An 8,343-nucleotide genomic window follows, 5' to 3' on the forward strand; every position below is an offset into this window, starting at 1 on the left:
CAGAGGATGGCTAGCCGATCCAAGCGACTGGCGGATCAGCTCCGCACCGGGCATGTTCAGCGTTAGGGCGTATGCCTGCGGCGCAGTTGCCTCAGCGCATCGTCCAGCACCTTCATGGCCTCTTCCTCGGACCGGCGCTCCTTGGCGTACTGCAGGTGGCTTTTGAACGGTTCATCACCGTCCACGTTCAGGTCCACCCCTGGTGAACGGCCTGCCGGGCGGCCGCAACGTCCACATTCCCAGATCTCGGGGATCTCCTCGTCGTTCAGCTTCGCGAACGTGGGGCGGGTTTCGTGGCCATCGACGCACCAGTAGCTGACGATGGTTCGCGCGACGGCCGTCGGACTTCGCCCGGATTCGGCCTGCCACCCAGACATTCCGCCGTTCGAATCGGTCCCGATCCGAGTGCCCTTAAATGCATTTCCCGCGTCAACCATGGATTTCTCCCGCCGGTGGCCGTTCTGCCTGACAACTCAGATCAGTTTACGCCTTGACGTGTTGACGCGGGATGGTTTTGTGCAGCGGTCTCTGCCTAGGAGTCGCCGGCGAACCGCTGGATGAGGCCGAGAGCTACGATGACCACTCCCCAGGCAAGACCAAGGGCCACGGTAAATCGGTTGAGGTTTCTCTCAGCGACGCCGGAGGAACCCATGCTGGTGGTCATGCCGCCGCCGAACATGTCGGACATACCGCCGCCCCTTCCTTTATGCAGAAGGATGAGGAGCGTGAGCAGCAGGCTTGTGATTCCAAGCAATACCAGCAGGATGATTCGGAGGATATCCACAGTGGCCTTTCAGTGTGACCTAATCAGTCACCAGATGGTGTTCGAACCTGACAATACTAGCAAACTCGGCGGCGTCGAGGCTCGCTCCTCCTACTAGCACCCCATCAACGTCACGCTGCTTCAGGATTGACCCTGCATTAGCGGCTTTCACCGACCCACCGTAGAGCAGGCGTATCCGCGCGGCCACGGTATCCCCGAACAAAGTGGCCAGCTCGACGCGGATAGCCGCACACATCTCCTGTGCATCCTCCGGGCCGGCAACCTCGCCGGTGCCGATGGCCCACACAGGCTCATAGGCCACCACAAGTTCCGCCGCCTTCTCCGGATCCAAACCGACAACGTCCTCGCGGAGCTGGTCCAACGTGTGGTTCACGTGGGTTCCCGCCTGACGGACCTCGAGCCCCTCGCCGACGCACAGAATCGGCACCAGGTTGTGACGGAAAGCCGCCTGCACCTTCCGGTTCAGCAGTTCATCCGACTCCTGGTGAATGGTTCGCCGTTCAGAGTGCCCTACTAGTACGTAGGTGCAGCCCAGCTTCTCCAGAAACTGTCCTGAAATGTCACCGGTGTAGGCACCCGCGTCAGCCGGCGAGAGGTCTTGGCCGCCATAAACGGTCTCCAGGTCGTCCCCCTTGACCAGGGTATGAATGCCGCGCAGGTCAGTAAACGGAGGGAACACTGCCACTTCCACCCGCTGATAGTCATGCTTTGCGTCATCCAGTGTCCACGCCAATTTCTGCAGCAGCGTAATTCCCTGAACGTGGTCGAGATTCATTTTCCAGTTGCCAGCGATCAACGGGCGCCGGTCGAAATTGCCGTTTGTCGATGAAGTCATGTCTTCTCCCATGAGTCTTTTGTGGTCCGGGGCACTGAGCCTAGCGATCAAGTGCCGACAGCCCAGGCAGTTCCTTGCCTTCGAGATATTCGAGGCTTGCGCCGCCCCCAGTGGATATGTGCCCAAACCTGTCATCTGTAAAGCCAAGGCTGCGCACCGCTGCCGCAGAATCGCCGCCTCCCACAACGGTCAGGGCACCTGCGGATGTTGCCTCAGCCAGAGCTGCGGCAACTGTTTGAGTTCCGGCCGCAAACGCTTCGAACTCGAATACGCCCATAGGCCCGTTCCAGAACACAGTCCTTGCACGGCGGATGCACTCAGCAAAGACTGATCCAGAGTCGGGCCCAATATCCAAGCCGATTCCTCCGGAGCCGAAACCGCTCTCCTCCATGGCGTCGGCGGCGGTTGTTGCGTGCGCTGAATCAGCGGCGAACTTCTCCGCCACCACAATGTCCGTCGGCAGAACAAACTCCGTACCAGCATCCTGTGCCCGCGCTAGGTAACCACGAACCGCCTCTTGCTGGTCTTCTTCGAGGAGGCTTCCGCCAACTTTGTGGCCCTGCGCGGCGAGGAAGGTGAAGACCATGCCGCCGCCCACCAGGATCTGATCCGCTTTGCCAATCAGGTTGTCGATCACGGCCAGCTTGTCGGAAACCTTGGACCCTCCCAGCACCACAACAAAGGGACGCTCCGGCTCACCGGTCAGCCGCTGCAACACCTCGACCTCCGCCTTGACGAGGTCGCCCTGATAGGCCGGAAGTTTCTCCGCGATGTCATACACACTCGCGTGCTTGCGGTGAACCGCGCCAAAGGCATCATCAACGTAGGCTCCACCTGATCCCGTGAGGGAAGCCAGTTCCTGCGCGAATGCCTGACGTTCGGCGTCGTCCTTGCTTGTTTCCCGTGCATCGAAACGCACGTTTTCAAGCACCAGCACGTCGCCGTCCTGGAGGCCGTCGGCCAGTTTCGAGGCACTGCTGCCCGTGACATCACCAGCCAGGATCACCTTGAACGGCGCCAGATCGGCCAGCCGGTCCACCGCCGGCCTGAGGGAATACTTTGGCTCCGGTGTCCCCTTGGGGCGCCCCAGGTGTGCCATCACAATGACCGCCGCGCCCGCCTCACTGAGTTTCTGCAGCACAGGCAGGGAGGCTTTCACCCGGCCATCATCGCTGACGCGGACTGAGGGTCCGGAGCCGTCAAGCGGCACGTTCAGGTCCGAGCGGACCAGAACACGCCGCCCACGGACACCCTCTGACAACAGGTCATCCAAGGATGAATAGCTCACGCGGTATTCCTAGGACAGCTTGGAGGCGACGATTTCAGTGAGGTCAACCAGCCGGTTGGAGTAGCCCCACTCGTTGTCATACCAGGCAACAACCTTGACCTGGTTGCCGATCACCTTTGTGAGGCCCGAGTCAAAAATGGAGGACGCCGGGTCGGCCACGATATCAGAGGAAACGATCGGATCCTCCGTGTAGGTCAGGTAGCCCTTGAGCGCGCCCTCGGAAGCGGCTGCCTTGTACGCGGCATTGACTTCCTCGGCCGTGACTTCACGGCCCACTGTCACGGTGAGGTCTGTGGCTGAGCCGGTAGGGACGGGAACGCGGATCGCGTAGCCGTCGAGTTTGCCCTTCAATTCCGGCAGAACGAGGCCGATTGCCTTTGCGGCACCGGTGGAGGTGGGCACCATGTTGATGGCGGCAGCGCGGGCGCGGCGAAGGTCCTTGTGCGGCCCGTCCTGCAGATTCTGATCCGCGGTGTAGGCGTGGATGGTGGTCATCAGTCCGCGCTCAATGCCGAAGCTGTCGTTGAGCACCTTGGCCAGCGGACCAAGGCAGTTGGTGGTGCATGAAGCGTTGGAAATGATGTGGTGGTTCTCGGGGTCATAAAGGTTGTCATTGACGCCCAGGACTACGGTGATGTCCTCGTCCGACGCCGGTGCGGAGATGAGCACCTTTTTGGCTCCGGCATCAAGGTGCTTCTGCGCATCGGAGGCCTTGGTGAAGAAGCCCGTGGATTCCACCACAATATCGACGCCAAGTTCCGCCCAGGGGAGCTTTGCGGGATCCCGCTCAGCCAGTACCTTGATGGTCTTGCCATCGACCACCAACGCCCCATCCGTAGCCTCAACGCTGACGCCCAGCCGGCCAGCAACGGAGTCGTACTTCAGCAGGTGCGCCAAGGCCTCGGGGCTGGTGAGGTCGTTGACCGCCACAATTTCAAGATCTGCGCCCTGTTCGAGGGCGGCGCGGAAGTAATTGCGGCCAATACGCCCAAATCCGTTGATTCCTACACGGGTAGTCACTGGTTTCCATCTCCTTGCTAGGGGTTGCTGCCGGCGGCGGGCTGCCCTCTGGCATGCATCCGGTCGGCGACTGAAATAGCTTGCACCGCGTTGTGCACGTTTTATGTCGAAGTGTGGGTTGGAGCCACGTTGAGAGGCGCCAACCCCAGTACATCCTACGCAATCCGGCCCTTCGAAACCCGATCGGGTTTCGAAGGTTACGCCGGAGTTGCGCTGGCTAAGCGAGGGTGATGAGCCCTGACGCGTGGGTGCGCGCTGCCTCAAACCGGCGCGCAACGTCCACCCAGTTGACAATGTTCCAGAAGGCCTTGACGTAGTCGGCCTTCACATTGACGTAATCCAGGTAGAAGGCATGCTCCCACATATCGAGCATCAGCAGGGGCGTGGTGCCCACGGCAACGTTTCCCTGCTGGTCGTAGAGCTGCTCGATGACCAGGTTGCCGCCAATGGGTTCGTAGGCCAGGAAGGCCCAGCCCGACCCCTGAAGGCTCAGTGCGGCCGCGCTGAACTGGCCGCGGAACTTATCAAATGAGCCAAACGCATTGTCGAGTGCAGCGGCCAGCTCACCCTCCGGCTTGTCGCCCCCGTCCGGGGAGAGGTTGTTCCAAAAAACCGAGTGGTTGATGTGTCCGCCGGTGTGAAACGCGAGATCCTTCGACAGCTTGGGAATGTTGGCGAAATCCTCCTTATCGCGGGCTTCCGCAAGCTGGGCCAGAGCGTCATTGGCTCCCTTGACGTAAGCGGCGTGGTGCTTGCTGTGATGAAGCTCCATGATCCGCGCGGAAATGTGCGGCTCCAAGGCGGCGTAATCGTAGTTCAGTTCGGGCAGTACGTACTCGCTCACGAAATCCTCCATGTCTTGGTGTTACTGGACGTGCTCAACCATCCTATGCAGGTATTCACTCATCCAACATGTCGGCGGTCACATTCGCCTCAGTTCCGGGAATTCCGAGGTCGATGGCCCGTTTGTCCGCCATGGCCAGAAGCCTCCGGATGCGACCGGCAATTGCGTCCTTGGTCATGGGCGGGTCGGCGATGCGGCCCAGCTCGTCAAGGCTGGCCTCCTTGTGGTTGACCCGCAGCTCCCCCGCATAGTTCAGGTGGTCGGGAACATCTTCGCCGAGGATTTCCAACGCGCGCTCAACCCGTGCGCCCGCCGCAACCGCTGCCTGCGCCGAGCGCCTGAGGTTGGCGTCGTCGAAGTTAGCAAGGCGGTTGGCAGTGGCCCGCACCTCCTTGCGCATACGGCGCTCCTCCCAGACCATGAGCGCATCGTGCGCCCCCATGCGGGTGAGCAGGGCGGCAATGGCATCACCGTCCCGGATCACTACGCGGTCCACGCCGCGAACTTCCCTCGCCTTCGCTGCTATTCCGAGCCGCCGGGCGGCTCCGACCAGTGCGAGGGCGGACTCAGGACCCGGACAGGTTACTTCAAGGGATGAGGAGCGTCCTGGTTCGGTAAGTGAACCGTGTGCCAGGAAGGCACCCCGCCAGACAGCCTCGGCGTCGGCCGCCGACCCGTTGACGACGGCGGAAGGCAACCCACGGACTGGCCGGCCGCGGCTGTCGAGCAGGCCCGTCTGTCTCGCCAGGGACTCCCCGTCGCGGACCACGCGCACCACATAACGGTTTCCCCGTCGCAGACCGCCGCCGGCAACGACAATGATTTCGCTGTTGTGTCCGTAAACTTCGGCAATCGCAGCCCGCAGCCGGCGGGCCGTCGAAGCGAGATCCACCTCAGCCTCGATCACAATCCTGCCGGAGATGATGTGCAGGCCGCCGGCGAACCGCAGGAGGGAGGAAACCTCCGCCTTGCGGACTGATGACTTCTTTGCCTCGAGGTGCGAAAGCTCCTCCTTGACATCCGCGGTCAGCGCCACAAACACTCTCCTAGATTTCACCAAACATGTCATGGTAGGCCGTCGCAAGGCGCAGCGCGTCATGGACAGGGCCGCCCGTTGAAGAGCCTACTTTACCCAAAACCGCGCGGCCGCCCATTTCCGCGACCGCTGCTGCGAACTCCCGGCGGTCGCCTACCACCGTGGGATCGGCAAGCACTACATCCACACGGAAGTCAGGGGCATACCTGCGGATCACCGCCAGATGGTCAACGGCGGTCATCCCCTGCGTTTCCTTGGTTTCGTTGGTGAGGTTCATGGTGAGGCAGCGCCTGGCGGTGGTGCTGCATAGTGCGTCGCGCAGCTCCGGCAGCAGCAGGTGCGGCAGGACAGAGGTGTACCAGGATCCCGGCCCCAGGATCACCCAGTCGGCCAGCTCGATGGCGGTGAGGGCATCGACGCATGCCGGAGCACCCTCCGGTAGAAGCCGCACATTGCTGACGTTGCCCAGGCTGCCCGCGAGGGCAAGCTTCGCCTGACCCGACACCGTGTGCAGTTTCAGCTGGCCGCCGGTCTCCGTCAGCACGTCGCCCTCGATTGTCAGCGGGACGCTGGCCATCGGTAGTACGCGCCCGCGTGCGCCCAGCAGAGCGCCGGCCCACTGCAGTCCGGCGACGGGGTCACCGAGCAGCTCCCAGAGGGTGACAATGAGCAGATTGCCCAATGCATGATTGTCCAGGCTTCCCTGCACGCCTTCGCGGGATGTGAACCGATGCTGCATGACGTCGCGCCAGGTGCGCCCCCAGTCGGTATCGTCACACAACGCCGCCAATGCCATCCGGAGGTCTCCCGGCGGAAGCACCCCCAGCTCATGGCGCAGCGTGCCGGAGGAACCGCCGTCGTCCGCCACCGTGACTACCGCTGTCAACTCGGAGGTCAGCAGCCGCAGGGCAGACAGGGAGGCCGACAGTCCGTGGCCGCCGCCCAATGCGACGACGGATGGAGCGTTCTCCTGCGCGCCTGAACCCCGCCGATTGCCGGCAGTCGCGGGGATCATTGGCAGCGAACCGGTGAGAATGGCCACTATTCGCGTCCCAGGTCGCGGTGATGGGCACTCACTTGGAGACGTGGGAGCTGAGCGAGCCGCTGCGCGATCTCCTCGGTGACCGCCACGGACCGGTGCTTGCCCCCCGTACAGCCGACGGCGATGGTCGCGTAGTGCTTGTTCTCCCGCCGGTAACCCTCCAGCACCGGTTCAAGCGCGTGGACAAACCTGTCGATGAATTCTGTTGCGCCAAGGGCATCAAGGACATAGTCTCGCACCGGCCCATCCAGACCTGTTTGTGGGCGGAGCAGCGGGACCCAGTGCGGATTGGGGATGAAACGGACGTCCGCGACAAAATTGGCGTCGACAGGAAGCCCGTACTTGAACCCAAAGCTCATGACGTTCAGCCGCAGCACAATGGGACCTGACTCGGAGAACAGCTCCGTGATGGTGGTCGCCAAGGCGTGGACGTTCAGCTGCGAAGTGTCAACAACCAGGTCGGAAGCGTGTTTGAGTTCCTTCAGCACTTCGCGCTCAGCAGCGATTCCGTCAAGGATTCGTCCCTCGTCCTGCAATGGATGCGGCCTCCTGCCTTGCTCGAACCGCCGGACCAGCGTGTCATCAGCGGCGTCCAGGAACAGCACCCGGTAGTTGATTCCAGCTGCACGCAGGGCCTCGAGGGATCCACGGATGTCGCGGAACAGTTCCTTGCTGCGCACGTCTATGACCACGGCGAGCTTGGGAATGGACTGTGGCATGCGCGAGACAAGCTCCGTGAGGGTGCCAAGCATTTGCGGGGGCAGGTTTTCAACCACGTACCAGCCGTGGTCTTCAAGAGCGTTCGCCGCAGTACTTCGACCGGCTCCGGACATGCCGGTGACAACCAACAGCTCGGATTCGGCCGGCTTAACCGGCGTCAGGGCGTCAGCCTCAGTCATGTGTTGTGTTCCATCCCGGCGGTTGGTGGTGGCGTAGTGCGTGGGCGGTGCAGTGAGTGGTGGCGCTGCATCTGCACGCAGCACCACCCTCTCTACCCTAGCTAAGAATCAAGGATTTCGCCGGTCGCAGCGTTCACTGTGAGCGGCGCATCGGCGGACGGCCGCAGTGCGGTGTCGCCGGCTAATTCCCGCCGGATACTGTCTGCCAGTGAGGGGCCCACGCCGGATACCTGCGCAAGTTCCTCCAACGACGCCGCGCGAAGTTTCTTGACGGATCCAAAGTGCTTGAGCAGGGCCCGGCGCCTGGCCGGTCCGAGACCCGGCACCCCATCCAGTGCGGAAGCAGTCATGGACTTGCCGCGCTTTTGGCGGTGATAGGCAATTGCGAACCGGTGCGCCTCGTCGCGGATCCGCTGAAGCAGGAAGAGCCCCTGCGATGCGCGGGGAAGAATCACGGGAAACTCGCTGTCCGGCAGCCAGACTTCCTCAAGCCGCTTGGCGAGGCCGATCACAAAAATGTCCTCGATACCCAGGTCCGTCAGCGCCCTGGCCGCCGCCTGCACCTGCGGCTGGCCGCCGTCGACCACCACGAGGT

Annotated in this window: 10 protein-coding genes; all 10 read right to left on the reverse strand. The window is 62.4% G+C overall.

Annotation, left to right across the window (positions count from 1 at the left end):
• Positions 1-62 precede the first annotated feature (62 nt).
• Positions 63-437 carry an RNA polymerase-binding protein RbpA gene (locus Y708_RS0102985; RefSeq protein ID WP_028278775.1) on the reverse strand — a complete coding sequence of 125 codons (375 nt, stop codon included), beginning with the start codon at positions 435-437 and terminating at the stop codon, positions 63-65.
• 95 nt (positions 438-532) lie between these two features.
• Positions 533-784 carry a preprotein translocase subunit SecG gene (gene secG / locus Y708_RS0102990; RefSeq protein WP_028278776.1) on the reverse strand — a complete coding sequence of 84 codons (252 nt, stop codon included), beginning with the start codon at positions 782-784 and terminating at the stop codon, positions 533-535.
• Between the two features lie 19 nt (positions 785-803).
• The gene (gene tpiA, locus Y708_RS0102995; protein ID WP_028278777.1) at positions 804-1,619 is read right to left on the reverse strand and encodes a triose-phosphate isomerase; all 816 of its coding nucleotides are present in this window, start codon (positions 1,617-1,619) and stop codon (positions 804-806) included.
• Positions 1,620-1,659: 40 nt separating this feature from the next.
• Positions 1,660-2,907: a phosphoglycerate kinase gene (locus Y708_RS0103000; RefSeq protein WP_028278778.1), complete on the reverse strand. Its 1,248-nt coding sequence runs from the start codon at positions 2,905-2,907 to the stop codon at positions 1,660-1,662.
• 9 nt (positions 2,908-2,916) lie between these two features.
• Entirely contained in the window at positions 2,917-3,927 is a 1,011-nt protein-coding gene (gene gap, locus Y708_RS0103005) for a type I glyceraldehyde-3-phosphate dehydrogenase (RefSeq protein ID WP_028278779.1), read from the reverse strand.
• A gap of 217 nt (positions 3,928-4,144) precedes the next feature.
• A complete protein-coding gene (locus Y708_RS0103010; protein ID WP_028278780.1) occupies positions 4,145-4,771 on the reverse strand; it encodes a superoxide dismutase in 627 nt (208 codons plus the stop codon).
• A 55-nt stretch (positions 4,772-4,826) separates the two neighbouring features.
• Complete coding sequence (whiA, locus tag Y708_RS0103015) at positions 4,827-5,807, reverse strand: DNA-binding protein WhiA (protein ID WP_028278781.1); 981 nt, start codon at positions 5,805-5,807, stop codon at positions 4,827-4,829.
• Positions 5,808-5,817: 10 nt separating this feature from the next.
• Positions 5,818-6,849, reverse strand: a complete 1,032-nt coding sequence (yvcK, locus tag Y708_RS0103020; protein ID WP_028278782.1) for a gluconeogenesis factor YvcK family protein — start codon at positions 6,847-6,849, stop codon at positions 5,818-5,820.
• Positions 6,849-7,748: an RNase adapter RapZ gene (gene rapZ / locus Y708_RS0103025; protein ID WP_028278783.1), complete on the reverse strand. Its 900-nt coding sequence runs from the start codon at positions 7,746-7,748 to the stop codon at positions 6,849-6,851. Before rapZ ends, yvcK begins: the two co-directional genes overlap by 1 nt.
• A 101-nt stretch (positions 7,749-7,849) precedes the next feature.
• The coding region (locus Y708_RS22485) for a helix-hairpin-helix domain-containing protein (RefSeq protein WP_253905662.1) at positions 7,850-8,343 on the reverse strand (494 nt) is incomplete at its 5' end.

The organism is Arthrobacter sp. H5, assembly GCF_000520595.1.
Taxonomy (GTDB): domain Bacteria; phylum Actinomycetota; class Actinomycetes; order Actinomycetales; family Micrococcaceae; genus Arthrobacter_D.

Coding starts and splice junctions, on each gene's coding strand:
- Y708_RS0102985 (WP_028278775.1), bottom strand. CDS start 437: ATGGTTGACGCGGGAAATGCATTTAAGGGCACTCGGATCGGGACCGAT.
- tpiA (WP_028278777.1), bottom strand. CDS start 1,619: ATGACTTCATCGACAAACGGCAATTTCGACCGGCGCCCGTTGATCGCT.
- rapZ (WP_028278783.1), bottom strand. CDS start 7,748: ATGACTGAGGCTGACGCCCTGACGCCGGTTAAGCCGGCCGAATCCGAG.